We start from the raw sequence: 18,232 nt of genomic DNA on the forward strand, positions 1-18,232 counted from the left end.
CGACTCTGTTCGATGGGAAGTTTATAGATGGACTTTTACACGCGATCGCGTAGTGCTTTTTAACTAGGAAGCGATCTTAGATTTGTGCCATGCCACCATCGACGAATAGCTCAATACCGTTTACAAAGCTGCTGTCATCTGAAGCCAGAAAGACAACGGCTTTGGCGATCTCATCGGGCGTGCCAACTCGTCCCAATGGGATATTGTTGGCTTGGCTCTTCACAAATTCTTTCATCTGCTCTTCACTTAGTCCAAAGAGACTACTGTAAGCGGGAGTCGGAATGACACCAGGGCTAACCGCATTCACTCGAATCTGGCGGTCTTTGAGGTCGAGTATCCAGTTGCGGGCAAACGATCGCACGGCAGCTTTGGTGGCACTATATACGCTGAAAGCCGGGGTACCCAGGATGGAAGTAGTTGAGGCATTCAGGATGATGGAAGCACTCTCTGGCATCAGTGGCAGTGCCTTCTGCACAGTGAAAAGTAGACCCTTGACATTGGTGTTGAATGTTTTATCAAAGTGTTCTTCGGTAATCGAGCCAAGTGGGACGACTTCTCCACCGCCAGCATTGGCGAAGACTACATCGAGGTGTCCTTGCGCTTGCTCGATCTTGGCGAACAGGCGATCGAGGTCTGCCAGATTGGAGACATCGCTCTGAATGCCCATAACGTTCTTGCCAATCTCGCTTTCAGCCGCATCAAGTTCAGTCTGACGACGACCCGTGATAAAGACATAGGCACCTTCGGCAACGAATCGCTTGGCTGTGGCAAGCCCAATACCGCTGGTGCCACCAGTGACAAGCGCAACTTTTCCTGAGAGTTTTTGTGACATAGTGTTTTACTGGGTATGTGATTACTAATGTGATGTCAAATCGGCAATTTACTTACCAATTACTAATAAGCCCGCGAATCGCTTCGCCCTGATGACAAATGCCGGGTCGGTCGAGTGCAGTGTCGGGTTATTCCGCCGCCCGCTCCGCCTGATAAATTCAGCCTGGAATACGGGCGATGACCTTGATCTCGAAGTCGAACCCCCCGAGCCAGTTGACGCCGATCGCCGTCCAATTCGGATAAGGCGCTTCCGGGAAGACTTCGCTTTTAACGATCATGACCGTGCCGAACTGCTTCTCGGGATCGGTATGAAAGGTCGTCACGTCGACGATATCGTCAAGCCCGCATCCACCCGCTTGCAGGGTCGCCTCGAGATTGGAGAATGCCAGGCGGACCTGAGCCTCAAAGTCCGGATCGGGCGAGCCATCGCTGCGACTGCCGACCTGACCGGACACGAACAGGAGGTCACCTGATCTGATCGCTGCGGAATAGGTCTGTAACGTGTAGAGGTCATGCCGACCGGCGGGGAAAACGGCGTCACGCTGGGTCATATAGAATGCTCCTGTTGTAGGTCGCTGGAAAGCGGTGTTCGGTTTTTGCATTTTTTACAGTTTCTTCACCTTCATCAATTCGACGACCAACCACTACCACCTTTGCTTGTTGTTGGGCATAAGCGATCGCAGTTGCACGACCAATTCCTGAAGTTCCGCCAGTGACAAGCGCAACTTTTCCTAAGAGTTTTTGTGACATAGTGTTTTCCTGAAACTAGTTGTTTACATTCATCTCAAACATGAATCTCGATGCATCAGATTATTCGCTACTCTCTGACACAGGTTCCATATACAAGCGTGACCACTCAATTCGATCGGCTTGGATGCCAAAAATGATGACTCCGCGCATCCCAAACCGTGTGCGATCGCGATGGGTGCCAAACCAGTACCACTCAGCCCAAGCCGTATCACCCTCAACTGCCAAACGGAGCAACTCTGAGTGAAAGTCTGGAATATCGTGGAACATGGCAGACCAATTTTTACGGACACCCTCAATTCCCTGAAAACCTCTCTCAGGATGAAGTGGATGATTGCCCTGAAAGTTAGGCGAAAAGCAGGCTAAAAGTGCTTCCAGGTCTTGTGCGTTCTGTGCTTGTTGCAGGCGCTCTATGACGACGATTTGTCTAGTTTCCATAATTTCTCCGTGTTGTAGATTGAGTCACTCAACGGTATTCAAGCTATTTTTCTACTTCTCAAAGAACGGCAACTCGTTTGTTTTGTGATGAAACCATCCTGTTGCTAGTCCCGTCCTGACGCAATAATCTTTTCGGCTAAACCAACCGGGTTAGAAAACATCACCTCATGGCTACCAGGCATTTGCACGAACCGAAATTGCCCTAAGCGACTGGACATTTTGGGATGCCATCCCCACTCGCCTTGAGGCAGAACGTTGTCTTCTGTGCAGTAGAGGTAACTTTTAGGGATGGGCAGCGAGTAAAACTGCTTCAAGTCCAGCTTGTCAATCCACGGTTGGTAGGGTTCAGGGGATAGTTGTGCGTAACTCGATTGAGCCAGTTCAAGGTCAGCGTCGTCGATAAACACTTCTCGCCACATCTCAAAAGGTAGCATCACCGTCCGATCGTTTGATTCTCTAACTAGCTCGTCGAGTAATGCTTGAAGATGCGGTGGAACGTTATCTCTAAGGCTCTCTCCATCGTTGAGAACAAAGGCATCGAAGAAGATGAGCCGTTTAATGCGATGAGGAATTGCTTCGGCAACTTTCGCAATAATTGTCCCGCCGAAACTATGTCCTAATAGGACAATATCGGTTAAGTCTTTATCAAGGATGTAATCGACGATCGATTGTGTACATTGAGCATGGTTAACGTTTTTGTTCGCGCCTTTCCCGTGTCCAGCGATCGTAGGAGCAAAAGCTAGATGTCCTTTAGCTTCTAGCTGGTCAATGACTGGTTTCCAAGCAGAACCATCATGCCAGGAGCCATGAACTAAGACAAAAATTGACATTGGATAACTCCTATTATTTAGTCGCGATCGCACTTAGCGATCGATTAGTGCGTTTGAGGGCAAGTTCGGTTCGAGTGCCTTACGCGCGCTGTCAACGCCTACAACGGGAAGCGTAGCAGGATCGAGTAAGCCAAGTTGAACCAAGACACTCGCCTGATCCCAGTAGATGTGTTCGTGGGCTAGCTTGTCGTCACAGAACTGAACAATCGCTACCACTGCCACTTCAATCCTTTTCCCTGTCGGAGCAATACCAGGTAGCATCCAATCTATTTGAACGGTATGAGTGAATTTAATCACCATTTCATCTACGAGGCGATCGTTTCCAATCGTGCGCGAGATCGGAGTTAGCTCGGTGTCTGGCGGGATCTGTGGAATGAGGTATTTGGAATAAAACTCGCGCAGTGCTGGTTTCCCGACTCCCCCAGTCATTACCGGGATGTGGTTAACGTAAGCATCTTCAACCATCGTAGCGAGGGTATCTTCAGTGTTGTGAGTGTCAAACTCGTACCCCAAATGCTCTTCCCAGAGTTCTTGCAAAAACTCCTGGGCTGGTGTCAGGTTGGTGCTTGCCTTTCTATTTGCTTGTTCGTCTACAGTTTGTTTGTTGACCATGTTATATTCTCCTGGTTCTATCTATCTAGAGTTTATTCAGTTCCAATGCTTAACTTCTTTCAGATTCTTACGATGATTTGTCAGATTCTTATCTAAATATTTCCGCTTTATACTGTTTCCGATTTGAGCGATCGCAGGTCACTAATTATTCCTGCTGAAGAAAGTCCAGTAACACGGGATTGACCCGATCGGCGTGAGTCCAGTTAATGGCGTGCGGCCCGCCAGGAATAACAACAAGTTGACTATTTTTAATTAGCTTTGGAAGTCTTGCTGCGGTGGACTCAAGCGGCAAAATGCGATCGGCATCGCCATGAATGATCAGGGTTGGTACGTCAATGTGGGGCAGATCATCGCGGAAATCAGTCAGCCAGGACGGTACACAATCCAACGTTCCCTTGGCAGATGCACCTACGGCAACATTCCAACTGGCTTGAATTGCCTCATTGCTAATGCGATCGCCAAGCAACACATCCACATTGAAGAACGCTTTGAAAAATTCAGAAAAGTAAGCTGGACGATCTTCAACGACCTCTTTCATAATGCCATCAAAAACGCTTTGATCAACGCCTTCGGGATTATCATCGGTCTTTAGCAAGAAGGGCGGCACTGGAGCCATCAGCACAGCTTTCTGCACACGCTCTGAGCCATATTTGCCAAGATAGCGCGTGACTTCACCCGTCCCCATTGAGAAACCGACCAGCACAGCATTATGCAAGTTAAGTTTGGTCATCAGCACGTTCAAATCTGCTGCAAAGGTATCGTAGTCATAGCCAAACGAGGGTTGGCTAGAAGCACCAAATCCTCTGCGATCGTAGGTAATTACTCGATATCCTGCGTTCAGTAAAACTAAAACCTGCTTCTCCCAGGAATGTCCGTTCAATGGAAATCCATGAATCAGTACAATCGGTTGACCTGTCCCAATATCTTCGTAGTAGAGATCGATGTTTGCAGAGTTTTCTTGACCAATGGTAATGTAAGGCATGACGAGGTTTCTCCATTGTAAATTGATGATGTGTTTTTGTCTGTTGCATCACAATTGTTATGCAGCGATCGATCACCGTCTTAACAATGCTGCGTTAAGCAGACTTCAAGATGGGGCAAGCATCCATTGCGTATCATTGGTTCAGAATGACAAGAATCCTTCATAGTTGCCTGAGCGCGTTTGCCGCGTTTGCCGCCTCTAAGATGGCTTTAATTCTGCTTCGGTAGCCAGCGCGGCACGCACACCAGCATCGAGATTCATGTGGTCTACAAATCGTGACAGGTTCTCAAAGCCTTGTAGTCCGACCTGAGTGTTAATCGCCCAGCGTAGAATGACGAACAGGTAGGGATCGGCAATCGATCGTTCGCCAGTGAGCCAGTTTCGTCCGTCGAGTCGGGTATTGAGCCGTTCAAGGTATGTGCGTACGCGGATGCGGGCGGTATCTGCGATCGCGCCTGCGAAAGCTTGGTCTTGCAGGAAACGGGTCGGCGTGAAGATCGGCTTGAACGTCATGTGTACGTCGGAATTGAGGAAGCCGAGCCAGCGCATTACCTCAGCACGATCGTGCGGTGTGCCGTCGCCAAGCAGCCGCGCCTCCGGATATAGGTCGGCGAGATAACCGAGGATAGCTACGTTTTCGGTGAGTGAAAAGTCGCCGTGATCCAGCAACGGCACCGTGCCATCCGCGTTAATGGTGAGGTAGTCTGGTGACTTGATGCTTTCAAGACTCATCCTGACAATTTCGTGCGGCACACCAATCCATTCAAGAACGATGAGATCAGCCAGCGAACAGGCACCGGGCATATGATAGAGTTTCATCGAATGTCCCTGATCGCGAAGAATGTGTTTTTGCTTCTTACCTGCTATTTTCATAGTTTGGGTCTAATGACTTTTAATGCTCGGTTTCTTTCAGATTCTTAGGGTGTTTTGTCAGATTCTTGTGCAATCACCTTCAAGACGCAGCGTGGAACCGATCGTGCTGTCGAGGAACGCGCGGATCAAAGTTGCCACCTCCTCCGCATGAGTCTCCAACGCGAAATGTCCGGCGTCGAGCAGATGAATCTCTGCATCCGGGATATCTCGTTGATAAGCGGCAGCGCCAGCGGGCTGAAACGCCGGATCATGACGGCCCCAGACGGCGAGAAGCGGCGGACGGTGTTCGCGAAAGTAGGACTGGAAGGCCGGATAGAGCGCGACGTTGCTGCGGTAGTCGAGGATCAGATCGAGCTGGATCTCCTCCGCACCTGGCTGCCCCATGTAGGCGATGTCGAGTTCGTAGCCGTCGGGCGACAAAAGGTTTGGATCGGCTCCGGTGCCATACTGCCAGTTCCGAATTGTGTCCGGTGCGAGCGATGGTCGGCAGGCTTCCCGGTTCGCTGCGCTCGGTTCGCGCCAATAGGTTTCCCACGGTCCCCATTCGTCACTGAAACCCTCAAGGTAAGCGTTGCCGTTCTGCGAGATGATCGCAGATATCCGTTCAGGATGGCGCATCGCCAGACGTAGACCGACCGGCGCACCATAGTCGAAGATGTAGAGTACGTATTGATCGAGCGACAAAGCAGCGGTGAAGCCCTCGATCACGTCGGCAAGGTGGTCGAACGTGTAGTCAAACGTCCCGCGCGGCGGTGCCTTGGTCTGTCCGAAACCAGGCAGATCCGGCGCGACGAGCCGAAAGCGATCAGTAAGGAGAGGGATCAGGTCGCGGAACATATGGCTAGCGGTTGGAAAGCCGTGCAACAGCAGTATCACTGGCGCATCGCTTGACCCAGCCTCGCGGTAGAACACTTCGATGTCGCCGACCTGTCGAAACCCGTAGCGTACTTTCATATCTTTTCCTTTGATTGCACGTGTAAAAGTTTTGATCTGCTTCAGCCTGAGCTTCGGCGCTCAGATTTGGAATCTGCCAGACACATCCACTACACCGCCGCTGATGTAGCCAGCATCTGAACCTGCAAGGAAGCAAACGGTTGCCGCCACCTCCTCCAATGTTGTGAATATGAGTTTTTGCCGCCTTCACAGAAATATTAAGCTTCCGAGCGATCGCGATACTGTTATCTCCATCAACAATCAATTGCAACACCTCCAGTTCCCGGTCTGTGAGTGATTCAGCGAGAATCATTTGCCTCAAGTCTGAATCAACTGCGGGAATCACGATTGCTTCAACCGAGTTATTGTCATCAGATGGAGGAGGATAGGCTTGTTGGAGCCGCTCAACGACCTCTTGGGCAACCGTAACAAGGGCATGATTAAAAGAGAGAACCATGGGAAAATAAGTCTGAGTTGAAAACCTCGATTGCTTAAAATTATCTTTGGTCGATCGTGGACTGGATGTCATAAAATTGTCCTCAGTCAAGCATGAATGGCGAACAAAGGTTGGGGAGCTTAGTAACTTGCAGCAATAATGGCTGCCATCAACTCCGTCATGTTCCAGTGCCCGACATACCAATTTCCATTGATAAATAGGGCTGGGGCAGTCGTTACTCCACTCTGTATTCCGCCTTCGATATATTCGTTGATACGATCAAAATGCACTTGTTTAGCCAACTCTTTGAGAAATTGAGGGATATCAAGCCCTAAATCATTGGCGTACTCAACTAGATAACCATTCTCCAACTTTTGTTGATGGGCAAATAAAGTATCGTGCATTAACCAAAACTGTCCTTGGGCAGCAGCAGCTTGGGCGGCTTGGGCTGCCCGTTGAGCATGAGGATGAGTCTGTGCTTGCGGAAAATGACGGAAGATAAAGCATAAATAATCCTCTCCAAAAAAAGCACTAAGCTCTCGTTTGATCGCTTTAATCAGCTTGTAAACGTCCGCACTTTTGGAGTCTTGATAGTCTCCATACATCACCAGCACGACCTTGGCACTCAGCACACCTTGCATCCAATCTTGGGTTGAAGGTGGTACAAGTAAGGAACTATGGCTACGATCGTCGTTCATTTTTCTATATCTGCATCAAGCATAGAACCTTGCAATTTACTTGCGTGGGTTCATTGCCTGCATAACTGTTTGCTATAAATTCAATATAGGCGATCGCCTTTAAGCCGTCGTCTACAGTGAGTTAAATTTTTTACAGTACAAATTGATAGAATAACTATTCCATCGCGGAGTAGAAGGTTGGCTATAACTTAAGTTAAATCGGGTACACTGATTTGTTTGAGAGTACATCGGTTTGTAGTGACTATCAGAGTAGGTAGTATCATCAGTCAAACATTTTTCTCCTAATAGGGCGGATTCCCAAATCGCTGAATTAGGAAATCAATAAATACCTGAACACGCGGCGAATGCTTACGATTGGTAAATACAATACATAAAAGCAGTTCGTCCAGATTAAATTTAATCTGGACGAACTGCTCAATTTATAGTTGAACTTTAGTCGCTAGCAGTGTGACCAAATCAGCATGAGCTAACACCACATCGGGGTTGCGTTGAAACGCCGCATCATACTTCACAGCAAAGTCATTTCCAGCTTCATCAGGTGTGAGTAGAACCCGAACATCAGCAATGAGAGCAGCGATCGCCTCGGAGGTGACAGGCTCATCAGAGTGGATTAACTCATCAATTTGCACAATCAATTCTGAGAGGCGATGCAACCAGGCAAATTGATCGCCATCGATCGCCAGTTGCAGCAATTCACCATTAGAGACCTGTCCGCGCACTTGTTCGTAACGAATACGCTCTGTATCCAACAACACTTTATGCAAATGCAATAGCTTGATGCGTATATCGGTCAACAGTTGATGTTGGGTAATGCGGTGTTGAAGCGTGTTAAGCATGAATATGTCCCATCCTTCCATTTTGGTAATCGTCGATCGCTTGCAGTATTTCGGCTTCAGTGTTCATCACAAAGGGACCATAGCGCACCACAGGTTCATTCAGCGGCACTCCAGCAATCAGCAGTAGATCGAGGGGTTGGGTGGCATCCGCAGGATTGGCGATCGCCACTTCCTCACCATCCGGTGCAAAAATTACCATTTGCCCATCCTCACCCCGTTTCTGCTCAGTGCCAAACAAACCAGACCCATCGAGGACATAGATAAAGGCGTTGTACTCTTTCGGTACTGGTTGAACAATGCTTGCTCCCGGTTGTAGCGTGAAGTGCAGGTAGATAATCGGGGTGCGGGTTTCAATCGCCGCTTTCGCCCCCAACGCTGCTCCCGCAATCGCGCGCACTGTCACGGACCCATCTTTGGTCTGAGCCACCGGAATCTGCGCTGATGGAATTTCCTGATAGCGAGGAGCAATCATCTTGTCCTGCTGCGGCAAGTTGACCCAGAGTTGAATGCCGTGCAGTCGCCCACCCGTGCGGGTAAACTCAGCTTCTGGCATTTCGGAATGCACTACGCCTGCCCCAGCGGTCATCCACTGCACATCACCGGGATTGAGCAGTCCGGCATGACCGACCGAGTCCTTGTGTTCCAGCCGTCCATCCAGGACGTAGCTGACGATTTCAAAGCCACGATGGGGATGATCTGGTGCGCCCTTTGCTTGACCGGACTTCAGATTCACGGGACCCAATTCATCGAGGAGGAGAAAGGGGTCAAACTCGGAAAAGCTACTCTTGGGAAAGGGACGACGCACCAGGAAGCCTGCTCCTTCAAGCGTTTCTACACTATTAATGATTCCAGCAACGGTTCGGAGTGTTTGAGTTTGAGTTGTCATACAGTTGCCTCCAAGCAGACAGTTTATAAAACTTGTCCCATATATGATTAATCATATATTAACATAGAAGTATATAAATTCCATGGGTTGGGCTTGTCCTCCCTGTTCGTTCGGTAAACCGCCTATGTCTCTTGCCCATGTGATTCTGGGTCTGCTCCAACAACAGGAGTGGACAGGCTACGACCTCAAAACCAAGTGTTTTGACGATTGCATTTCCCATCTGTGGCAAGCAGATCAGGCACAGATTTATCGGACTTTAGACAAACTGGAGTCACAGGCGTGGATTACCTGTACCGTCGAGATTCAGCACGATCGCCCCAATCGCAAGGTTTACCGGATTACTGAAGCAGGTGAAGCAGAGTTAACCCACTGGCTTCAGACGCATCATCCGTTGCCCGTGTTGCGAGAGCCGTTGCTGGTGCAACTCTATTTTGCGGCTCAGTTGCCTAACGAGGCGATCGTGTATCTGCTAGAGCAGGAACTGGAAGCACGGCAAGAAAAGCTAGCCCAGTGTGAGGAAATCGAGGCTCTATCTTTGAGTAATCCGACTGCATCGCGCGAACAAAAACTGCATCGACTGGTTTTGGACTTAGTGAAGCAACGGGAACAGACTTATTTAGATTGGTTGGAAAAGGCGATCGCAGCAATCCCTAGCCAATCAACGTAAATTCTTTCTTCTAAGTTAGAATCCGAACTCGATCGAAAGTACAGCCTACAAACTGACAATGCCAAGTTTAACGGCAACAATCACAGCCTGGGTGCGATCGCTCACATCGAATTTATTCAAAATCCGATTGACATGGGATTTAACCGTGCCTTCACCAAAATAAATTGCGATGGAAAGTCAACAAAAATTCAAGCATTGTCTACCCCTGTAGAAGTGGGGTATGCTCCAGTGCATCCCGATCCCAATGTCCTAAATTTGCTGCTGCTTCATAGGTGCTTTGAAAAAAAGCAAGAATCATCGCATCTGGGTCGCTAGCCTGCCTAACGGCTTCATAAGGCAGGACAAACTCTTGCATCTCTGAGCTGTAAAATGCTTCCTTGGGTGCGATCAAGTAATCCTGAAACCCCTCCGGCGCAGGGTAAGCATACGCATAAAAAATAGGGTCTACAACTGACCCACCCCCCGGCCAAAAGCCACAACTACTGACTTCGTGCGAGTAAGCTTCCCGTGTCACCCAATCTGCCATATTTGGGACTCCCCCTGGATGCTCTGGCGCACGACGACCAGAAAAACGAGTCACAGCGTGATCAAAACTCCCCCAGAAGAAATGCACAGGGCTGGATTTACCAATAAACCGGGAACGAAACAGGTTCATGACCCGATCGACTTGCACGAGAATTCGCCAGAATCGTTGTGCATAATCAGGATCATAAGAGGCGTGTTGGTCGTCTTGGGCGAACAGGAGCGGCTCTGCTATTTCCTGCGGCATCATCCAGATTCGGACTTCGATGCCCATTTCACTCAGTGCGGCCATAACAGTCTGGTAAAAATCTGCAACGGAGCGAGGAACCAGTGCAATTTGTTTAGTCATGCCGTCACTGGTGTCAATCTGCAATTGATGATCGAGAAAATCAAAACTGATCTGAAAGCTTCGATTTTCATAAGGGATTGAAGCGGTTGTTAGACCACGCGGCGTTACATAAAGAGTAGACTGCCACCAGTGATTGAGTTTAGGCGCTAGTGCCAACCGAATTTTGCCAATAATTTGTGTCCATAGATGGAGAGTTGCATAGGTATCCTGCCAGGCGGCAAGCGGTAAACTGGGCCAAATAATGTCAACGGAAGTACCTTGAGCAGAAACTACCATAAGAAGCCTCCATGTGAGGAAAATATTGTGGGAAATGGAAAGAGAGTCTAGGCTCTGTTCTAAGTTGACTACATATCACTGCATATCTAAGCTAATGGACGTTCAAATTACACCTTTAAAAAGCTTGCCTCATGGGCTTTAGCTCCTTTCTTGTGCAAATTAAGTGTCTTTTAGCTTATCTGTATAAATTCAATATAGGCGATCGCCTCCAAGTCGTCGTCTACAGCAAGTTAAAACTTTTGCAGTATAAACTGATAGATCGACCATGCTATCTTGGAGTAGAAGGCTGGTTATAACTCAAGTTAGAATCCGAACTCGATCGAAAGTACAGCCTACAAACTGACAATGCCGCGTTTAACGGCAACAATTACAGCTTGGGTGCGATCGCTGACATCTAACTTATTCAAAATCCGATTGACATGAGATTTGACAGTGCCTTCACCGATACTCAAAGCAGCCGCAATATCAGCATTACTCATCCCCTGCGCCAGTGAGCGGAGTACCTCTAGTTCTCTTTCACTCAGTTCTGGATTGCTGAGGCGCTGTACCAACTTTGCTCCCACATCAGGCGGAATATACTTTTGACCCCGATGAACGGTACGAATAGCATTTAGAAGCTCATCCGGTTCAGTGTCTTTCAACAGATATCCTTTTGCGCCTGAGTGCAATCCCCGATAGATATCTTCGTCACTATCATAGGTGGTCAGTACAATAATCCGAGCAGATTTAGCGATCGCACAAATTGCACCGATAGCGGCAACTCCCCCTAATTTAGGCATTCGCAGATCCATCAGCGTGACATCCGGTTGGTGTTCCTCATATAATGCGATCGCTTGTTCTCCATTTTCAGCTTGGGCAATTACCTGCATATCTGGGTCACGATTAATAATCGTGGCTAATCCTTGCCGAAAAATGGCATGATCGTCCGCAATCAGAACCCGAATTGTTGTGGCTTGGCTCATCGTCATGCTACCCCCGATTGACGGTGACAATAATCTCTGTTCCTTGTCCAGGTTGACTCCGAATTGTGAGTTGTGCGCCAATGCGCTCTGCCCGCTCGCTCATGCCTAATAAGCCAAAACCCTCAACGCAGGGAATACTGCCAACTCCAAAGCCCTGTCCATTGTCTTGCACGCGCAAACAAACTCGATCGCGATCATAGATTAGCTCCACTCGAATTTCATCAGCATTGGCGTGTCGAATCGCATTGGTTAAGGCTTCCTGCCCCATTCGCAATAGATTACTCTCGACTTCAGCAGGTAGAGAATACGCTGCACCCTCAATCTCATAATATAAAGTGGTATCCATTGCGGCAGTTCTGATTTGAGCGATGAGACGATGTAGAGCGCTCTGTAGACTGCCTTCCTCCAAAAGCTGAGGACGGAGCGCCACGACCGATCGCCGTGCTTCAGTCAGTCCAGTTAGCGCCAGTTCTTTGATCAGGTCTAGGTGTGCCTGAGCAGCTTCTAAATCATCCGTTAGCACCTGTTTTGCCGCTCCCACCTGAGCCAGAATGCCTGTAAACGCCTGAGCGAGTGTATCGTGAATTTCCCGTGCCATGCGGTTGCGTTCTTCCAAAATCGAGGCTGCTTCTGCTTGCTTTTGCAGCGTAATATCTCGCGCTATCCAAATGACCTGTTCGTGCTGAATCGGGGCAATGCGAGCCGAAAACCAGGCTTCTCGTCCATTTAGAAACGCACTGTACTCGACTGTGAGGATTTGTTGGGTTCTCAGCACCTGCTGAATATAACTTAGAAATTCATCGGCTTGTTCCCTTCCGAGTTGATGCAAGGTTTTACCAATCATCTCCTCATAGGGTTGCCATAGCAGATTTGGTTCCTGTACGATCATTTCAAGGAATCGCCCTTCAGCAGTCAGTACAAATAATGGATCGGGAATTGCCTCAATTAGAGTCCGTAGCTTTGACTCTGAGGCTTGTAGGGCTTCTTCTGCTTGTTTGCGATCGCTAATGTCTGCGATCAGACCATAGTATCCTTTGACTTGACCATCAGTACCAAAATGGGGAATGTAGGTTGCACTGATATAGTAGTTGCTTCCTTTAGGAATTTCTGCCTCGAAAGAAATCCTCTGCCCTTCCAGTAATTGCTTGATGTATGGCTCAGAAATCTGATAAGCCGCCTCGCTCTGGATCTCACGCACAGATTTGCCGATAATCTCTTCTCGACTCCGGTTGAACCAGACCTCATAGGCACGATTCACAAACTGGTAGCGTTGATCTGCATCCACATAGCTGATGTAGACAGGCAGAGCGTCGGTGATCAGTCGTAGCTCTTGTTCTCGTAAGCGAAGTTCATCGTAAACATCGCGCAGTGCGGCTTCACTTGCCTGCAAAGCAGCCGTTCGTTGGGCAACTTGTTGCTCTAAAGTGCGGTTGTAGTCCGCTAGCAGTTTCTCTGCTTGTTTGCGCTCGGTAATGTCTTGAAAGGTGGCGATCGCATAAGCCACATTACCCTGTTCATCAAAAACGGGTGTTCCCCATACCTCCACTGGAGTCACTACATTGTTTCGACAAATTTCCATATCATTAATCATCGTGCGATCGCCACTCAATGCCCGAACAACTGGCATTTTCTCAGTGGGATAGGGTTGATCTGTTCCCGCTAAATAAATTTGATAAACTTCTGCAAATTGATCCGGTGTCACAGCAGGATCAATCCCTTTACCCAATAGCTGAACTGACCTTTGATTGGAGTAGCAAGGGCGACCTGTTGCATCGACCACTCCAATTCCCACTGGCACCGCTTCAAAAAATTGCGTCAATTCATTTTTGCTGGCGTGTAGCTGTGCGTAGAGTTTGGCATTTTCGATAGCGATCGCTGCTTGAGTGGATAGCAAGTTTAAGACTTGCGATCGCTCAGGTGTAAATACTCCAGTTGCTAATTTATTTTCCAGATACAACACACCAACAAGCTTACTTTGATTCAGCAGTGGCAAACAGAGCAGCGATCGCGGTTGGTTGTGCTGAATGTATGGGTCATGGATGAAATTACCTTCATGAGTCGCATCATTCAAGATCGCAGGTTCATGAGTCCGAATCACATACTGAATAATCGATTCGGGTAAACGATTTGCCATTGGCATCGATTCCAACACTTGCGTCGTAAACACATTCTCACTATCATTGAGTTCACAAGCAGCCTCAATTTTCCATTCTCCTGAGTTTTCTAAAATCAGACTTCCAGTTTGTGCGCCAGCATTCTCGATTAATATCTGCATTAAGGAACGGAGCAACCGATCTAGTTCAATTTCACTCGAAATTGCCTGTGATGCTTTCAGTACCGCCGCCAAATCGATCGTTGCTGTCAGACGACGGATCGTTTCATCGGTCACGATTGAATGCGATTGCCGAATCAGGTTGGTGTTGAGAAGTTGTGGATAGCGGTTTTCTAAGTCTTTAACTTTAGCGATCGCGCCCCAGCGATCGTAGCAATAGTGCGCCTCTTTCATGTAAATCTGAGCTATTTTTTCTCGACCTCGTGCTAGATAATGTTTAGCCGCTAATTCATAAGCGAGTGCTTCTTCCTGGATAAACTCATTCTCGGCAGCACCTGCGATCGCACGTTCATACAGCTCTTCAGCCTCAAGAAATTGCCCTAGGACTCGTACTTTCTCTGCCTCAACTAAATAAAATTTATGGAGGTAATTCATTGGAGCGTGTTCTGCCCATTTCTGCATCTTTTCTTGGTTGGTAGTAACACTATTTAGCCAAGCTGCTCTTTGAGAGTTTGAAGCATCGAGCGATAGGCTCAAAAGCGCCAAAGAATGGTAGAAACAGAATACAGGTAAAATCCTGATTGCTGTTACCTCTTCAAAATATTGCCCTGCCAAAACAGCAGTTTGTTCAGCTTGGCGATCTTCTCCAAATAGATAACACAACATAACTTTGTGTAAATAAAACATTTGAATTGCAATCCCATCTTTAACTGCAATAGCAGATGGCAACCCCTGCTCTTCATCACATACCTCACCCGTTAAGCGGCGGGGATTCTCAGACCGATCTAACAAATTAAGAATGGTTTGCCACACTATTGCAATCCAAGTCGAGGGGCTTTCCCGTCGGATTCGATCAACCGCTTTGCTGTAGGTTGCCGTTTTCTGTTCCAGTTGGGTGAGTTCCTCACCGACGAAAAACGAGTTGTAGCACACGTCATAGGCAGCATAACCAGCGATTTCAAAGTCTCCGGTTTCCACTCCTTTTTGATAAACCTCAACCAGCAGTGGTATCGTCTCCCTAAGATGTACCTTCCATTGCATAACATGGTCACTAAATAACTGTAATGCTTTAGCATTGCCTTTTTTGGTATTCAACCGTTCTGCCAAGCTAAGAGCCAATTGACCAAATTTATAGCCGAGTTCAATGTCTTGAACGGCTGCACATAAAATAAATCCGTAGCCAACATAACCCAGTGGTGACCAGGCAGCATTACCGTAGTCGAGCGATAAATTTACCATTTTGCCAGTAGTCAGTATGAATAGTGCTGGTGACCTGATAAATGCAGCCGCCCCAATATTCGTCAGGATATAAATTGCTGCTAGCGGTTCTGGTGCAGTCATCTCTGGTAAATCAATTAAGTCTTCGATTTCTCGTCTAGCGAACAGTGCAGCCGTTTCCTCCAATCCTCTCTGAACATCTACCTGACTTGGATTTTCCGGTAACACTACTTCCAGAAGCTTTAACACTTCCAGTCCAGTTTTAAGTGCTTCTTCTAGATTACCCTGTGACAAAAACGCTTGAATTCTGCTATCGTAAACCTGCACTTTATCGATCGCAGTCTTCGCATTGTTGAGTACTCCTTCTACGAACTGTTCCATTTCATCAAAGCAACCCTGAAGATACGCTGCTCCTGCGGCTTCTGAGTACAGCGATAAGGTAAGGTCATACTCACTAAGCCAACTGTCTGTATCGAGGAGTTTAAGCCCTGTCGTCAAATACTCAAGAGCTGCTTCATAAGCCGTTGCTGCCTTAGCTTTCTGACCTGCGATTAAATTCAATCTAGCAATTTCAGATCGTTCTGCTCGATCTGTAACTAGCTCAAGTCCTCGATCGAGATGATCCACAATGGCAAACAGTCGATCGGATTGTTGCTCTGGTAAAGTTTTTTCGAGTAAGCTGCGACCGATTTGGAGATGAACAACTTGTTTGCACGACTCATCAATTAAGACATAAGCCGATTGCTGAACGCGATCGTGCGAAAACTTATATTCTTGTACTAACAAGTTCTCATCTAATTCTGACAGAGGTTGAATTAACCCAGCTTGGATTGCTGCGAGTAAATCTTGAGAAATTGCTTTCGGGGATTTTTCACACACGATCTCCAATGTCTTTAAATCAAACTCAGATCCAACACAAGCCGCAATCGAGAGAATTTGCTGTGTTGCTTCCGACAATTTCTGTAACTGACGCAGCAGCAACTCCACTACATTATCCGTGATATCTTGAGCTTCAATCTCAGCCAAGTTCCATTGCCAGCTCAACTGTTGGACATCAAAGGTTAATAGATTTTCGCCATACAGCAGCTTCAAAAATTCACTAACAAAGAATGGGTTGCCCTCGGTTTTACGTGACAAAGTTTTGGCGAGTGAATGAACTGTCTCAGGAGTGTGATGGAATGTCTCAGCTAACAGTTGGCTCAACGATTCCAATGTTAAGGGGGTCAAAATGATTTCCTGAAGCACTGCTCCCTGTTTTCGCAGGCTCTCTAGTGTCAAAATTAAGGGATGCGTCGGAGTCACTTCGTTATCTCGATAAGCTCCGATCAAGAACAGAGATTGAGTTTGCTCGTCAAGTAAGATGAGTTCGATTAACTTCAGCGTCGCAGCATCGATCCACTGGAGATCGTCTAAAAAAATCGCCAAGGGATGCTCTTTTGCACAAAATACCCGTACAAACCTTTGAAACGTCAGATTGAAGCGATTCTGCGCTTCTGCGGCTCCAACTTCGGGTACAGGCGGCTGCTTGCCAACGATCAACTCAACTTCGGGAATGACATCAATAATGACTTGTCCGTTGCTGCCCAAAGCAGTGAGGAGACGCGATCGCCACACTTCCATCTGTTCGTCTGGTTCCTCCAAGAGTTGCTGCACCAACTTTTGCAGGGCATCGACGATCGCGCTGTAGGGGATATTGCGTCTGAATTGGTCAAATTTACCCCAGATGAAATAGCCGTGCTTTGCGGTGATCGGTTTACAGAGTTCCTGCACTAATGCTGTTTTGCCAACGCCAGCATCACCAGAAACCAGCATCATTTCACGGACTCCCTCACTCCCAGCCACTCGGTCAAATGCCACCAACAATGCTTCAATCTCTGCCGCTCGTCCATACAGTTTTTGGGGAATGCAAAACTGTTCAGACATATCTTGCAGTCCCAATTGCATCGATTCAATTCGACCCACTTCTGCCAGTTGCTCGGCGCAACGTTCGAGATCGGCTTTGATCCCCCAAGCACTCTGATAGCGATCCTCCGCATTTTTCGCCATCAGTTTCAAAATCAGGTCGGAGATGGGTTTGGCAATCATAGCGTTCAATTCATGCGGCGGAATCGGTGGTCTAGCAATGTGACAGTGAACTAGCTCCAGGATGTCTTGGGTGGGAAACGGCAACTGTCCCGTTAACAGTTCATAGAAAGTTACGCCCAATGAATAAAAATCAGTGCGATAGTCGAGCCTCCGGTTCATCCGCCCGGTTTGCTCTGGCGAAAGATAGGCAAGGGTTCCTTCTAGAAGATGGAGACTTTTAAACGTGGGATTAGTGCGACTGAAGCGAGTGGCAATGCCAAAATCAATGATTTTGACCACGCTAGTGTTCGGATTAAAGACAATATTGCCAGGATTGATATCTTTGTGAATGACATTCGCCGTGTGGATTTTGCCCAAAGTATCGGTAAGGGCGATCGCGACATTCAAAAAAACTGACAAAGGCATGGGACAGAAGTCTGATTGCTGCCGCATCCAGTATTCTAAAGACTCTCCACCAAAGTCTTCCAAGAGAATAACCAGCGTGCGCTGGTAGTCTTGCTGGCTGTAAGCCTTAACTACGCCTTCAATGTTGAGGGAACGAGTAATTTCATATTCCTGCCGATATCGAGTTAATTCCCCAGAAGAGGGATAATCCTGCTTGAGAACTTTGGCGATCGCGCCACAATTCTCCTGCTCCCTGATGCCCCGATACACTAGAGTTGCCAAGCTCTCATAGATTTTGCTGTGGATCGTAACTCCAGGTAGGGTAATCATTGAACGCTCCCCTGACGAAGGACTGTCAACCGTCTCCTAAAGTATATCGCTTGCCAAACTTCAGA

General features: G+C 47.8%; 17 protein-coding genes and 1 pseudogene. 1 reads left to right on the forward strand and 17 read right to left on the reverse strand.

The genetic code is table 11. The features are described from left to right. Nucleotides 1–76: 76 nt before the first annotated feature. The 13 genes from SYN7509_RS0206165 to SYN7509_RS0206225 all read right to left on the reverse strand — a co-directional run bounded on the left by SYN7509_RS0206165 (nt 77) and on the right by SYN7509_RS0206225 (nt 9,102). The gene (locus tag SYN7509_RS0206165) at nt 77–832 is read right to left on the reverse strand and encodes a glucose 1-dehydrogenase (protein WP_009634555.1); all 756 of its coding nucleotides are present in this window, start codon (nt 830–832) and stop codon (nt 77–79) included. Nucleotides 833–989: 157 nt separating this feature from the next. Further along, the gene (locus SYN7509_RS0206170) at nt 990–1,382 is read right to left on the reverse strand and encodes a RidA family protein (protein WP_009634554.1); all 393 of its coding nucleotides are present in this window, start codon (nt 1,380–1,382) and stop codon (nt 990–992) included. Then, a complete protein-coding gene (locus SYN7509_RS25275; protein ID WP_009634553.1) occupies nt 1,369–1,581 on the reverse strand; it encodes an SDR family NAD(P)-dependent oxidoreductase in 213 nt (70 codons plus the stop codon). The genes SYN7509_RS0206170 and SYN7509_RS25275 overlap by 14 nt, the downstream gene beginning before the upstream one ends. Before the next feature lie 60 nt (nt 1,582–1,641). After that, complete coding sequence (locus SYN7509_RS0206180; protein WP_009634552.1) at nt 1,642–2,016, reverse strand: nuclear transport factor 2 family protein; 375 nt, start codon at nt 2,014–2,016, stop codon at nt 1,642–1,644. Nucleotides 2,017–2,120: 104 nt separating this feature from the next. Beyond that, nucleotides 2,121–2,846 carry an alpha/beta fold hydrolase gene (locus SYN7509_RS0206185; protein WP_009634551.1) on the reverse strand — a complete coding sequence of 242 codons (726 nt, stop codon included), beginning with the start codon at nt 2,844–2,846 and terminating at the stop codon, nt 2,121–2,123. A gap of 33 nt (nt 2,847–2,879) precedes the next feature. Next, complete coding sequence (locus SYN7509_RS25280; protein WP_009634550.1) at nt 2,880–3,458, reverse strand: ester cyclase; 579 nt, start codon at nt 3,456–3,458, stop codon at nt 2,880–2,882. A gap of 145 nt (nt 3,459–3,603) precedes the next feature. Further along, nucleotides 3,604–4,440, reverse strand: a complete 837-nt coding sequence (locus tag SYN7509_RS0206195; RefSeq protein WP_009634549.1) for an alpha/beta fold hydrolase — start codon at nt 4,438–4,440, stop codon at nt 3,604–3,606. 198 nt (nt 4,441–4,638) lie between these two features. Continuing rightward, the gene (locus SYN7509_RS0206200; protein ID WP_009634548.1) at nt 4,639–5,313 is read right to left on the reverse strand and encodes a glutathione S-transferase family protein; all 675 of its coding nucleotides are present in this window, start codon (nt 5,311–5,313) and stop codon (nt 4,639–4,641) included. A 57-nt stretch (nt 5,314–5,370) separates the two neighbouring features. Beyond that, nucleotides 5,371–6,267, reverse strand: a complete 897-nt coding sequence (locus SYN7509_RS0206205; protein ID WP_028954141.1) for an alpha/beta fold hydrolase — start codon at nt 6,265–6,267, stop codon at nt 5,371–5,373. Beyond that, nucleotides 6,155–6,775, reverse strand: coding sequence for a LuxR C-terminal-related transcriptional regulator (locus SYN7509_RS29100; protein ID WP_009634546.1), 621 nt, complete (start codon nt 6,773–6,775; stop codon nt 6,155–6,157). The genes SYN7509_RS0206205 and SYN7509_RS29100 overlap by 113 nt, the downstream gene beginning before the upstream one ends. Before the next feature lie 47 nt (nt 6,776–6,822). After that, nucleotides 6,823–7,380: a DsbA family protein gene (locus tag SYN7509_RS0206215; RefSeq protein ID WP_009634545.1), complete on the reverse strand. Its 558-nt coding sequence runs from the start codon at nt 7,378–7,380 to the stop codon at nt 6,823–6,825. Between the two features lie 419 nt (nt 7,381–7,799). Then, the gene (locus tag SYN7509_RS0206220; protein ID WP_009634544.1) at nt 7,800–8,216 is read right to left on the reverse strand and encodes a hypothetical protein; all 417 of its coding nucleotides are present in this window, start codon (nt 8,214–8,216) and stop codon (nt 7,800–7,802) included. Next, on the reverse strand, nt 8,209–9,102 hold the full coding sequence (locus SYN7509_RS0206225) for a pirin family protein (RefSeq protein ID WP_009634543.1): 894 nt from the start codon (nt 9,100–9,102) through the stop codon (nt 8,209–8,211). Before SYN7509_RS0206225 ends, SYN7509_RS0206220 begins: the two co-directional genes overlap by 8 nt. Nucleotides 9,103–9,226: 124 nt before the next feature. Between SYN7509_RS0206225 and SYN7509_RS0206230 the strand changes: the two genes are divergently transcribed. Then, nucleotides 9,227–9,769 (forward strand): PadR family transcriptional regulator, encoded by a 543-nt coding sequence (locus SYN7509_RS0206230; protein WP_028954142.1) that lies wholly within the window; start codon nt 9,227–9,229, stop codon nt 9,767–9,769. Between the two features lie 45 nt (nt 9,770–9,814). Here SYN7509_RS0206230 and SYN7509_RS28315 read toward each other — a convergent pair. From SYN7509_RS28315 to SYN7509_RS0206245, 4 genes and pseudogenes are all read right to left on the reverse strand, one after another. Continuing rightward, a pseudogene (locus SYN7509_RS28315) lies at nt 9,815–9,931 on the reverse strand (LuxR C-terminal-related transcriptional regulator); the annotation flags it as partial. Between the two features lie 37 nt (nt 9,932–9,968). Next, nucleotides 9,969–10,916, reverse strand: coding sequence for a DUF5996 family protein (locus SYN7509_RS0206235; RefSeq protein WP_009634541.1), 948 nt, complete (start codon nt 10,914–10,916; stop codon nt 9,969–9,971). A gap of 332 nt (nt 10,917–11,248) precedes the next feature. Then, nucleotides 11,249–11,878, reverse strand: a complete 630-nt coding sequence (locus SYN7509_RS0206240; RefSeq protein WP_009634540.1) for a response regulator — start codon at nt 11,876–11,878, stop codon at nt 11,249–11,251. 7 nt (nt 11,879–11,885) lie between these two features. Beyond that, nucleotides 11,886–18,167: an AAA family ATPase gene (locus SYN7509_RS0206245; RefSeq protein WP_009634539.1), complete on the reverse strand. Its 6,282-nt coding sequence runs from the start codon at nt 18,165–18,167 to the stop codon at nt 11,886–11,888. Nucleotides 18,168–18,232: the final 65 nt, after the last annotated feature.

Origin of the sequence: Synechocystis sp. PCC 7509 (genome assembly GCF_000332075.2) — a bacterium.
Classification (GTDB): domain Bacteria; phylum Cyanobacteriota; class Cyanobacteriia; order Cyanobacteriales; family Chroococcidiopsidaceae; genus Aliterella.